The 322-nt window shown below is 68.0% G+C and carries 1 protein-coding gene; it reads right to left on the minus strand.

All coding sequences use genetic code 11. From position 1 onward, the window contains the following. Positions 1-322, minus strand: a 322-nt coding sequence (locus tag F0Q45_RS27070; protein ID WP_149656707.1) for a condensation domain-containing protein, incomplete at both ends; no start/stop codon positions are given.

Consider the following 322-nt stretch of genomic DNA (forward strand, 5'->3'; position numbering starts at 1 on the left):
GGCGATCGGGCTGCCGATGCGCACGTCGTCGCCGGCACCGAGCTTGCGCAACAGTACCGCCAGCGCGGCCTGCAGCACCATCGACGGCGTGGTCCCGGTGTGCTGGGCCAGCTGCTCCACCTTCTGCCGCAGCCCGGCATCGACAGTGAACCAGACCAGCTCGCCCCGGAAGGATTGGCGCGGCGGGCGGGGCCGATCCAGCGGTAAGGTGATCTGTTCGGGAGCGTCGGCCAATTCGTTTCGCCAGTAGGCGAATTGGCGGGCCAATACCGACTCGGGGTCGTTCTCGTCGCCGAGCACCTGCTGTTGCCACAGCGTGTAG

The organism is Mycobacterium simiae, from assembly GCF_008370645.1.
Classification (GTDB): domain Bacteria; phylum Actinomycetota; class Actinomycetes; order Mycobacteriales; family Mycobacteriaceae; genus Mycobacterium; species Mycobacterium simiae_A.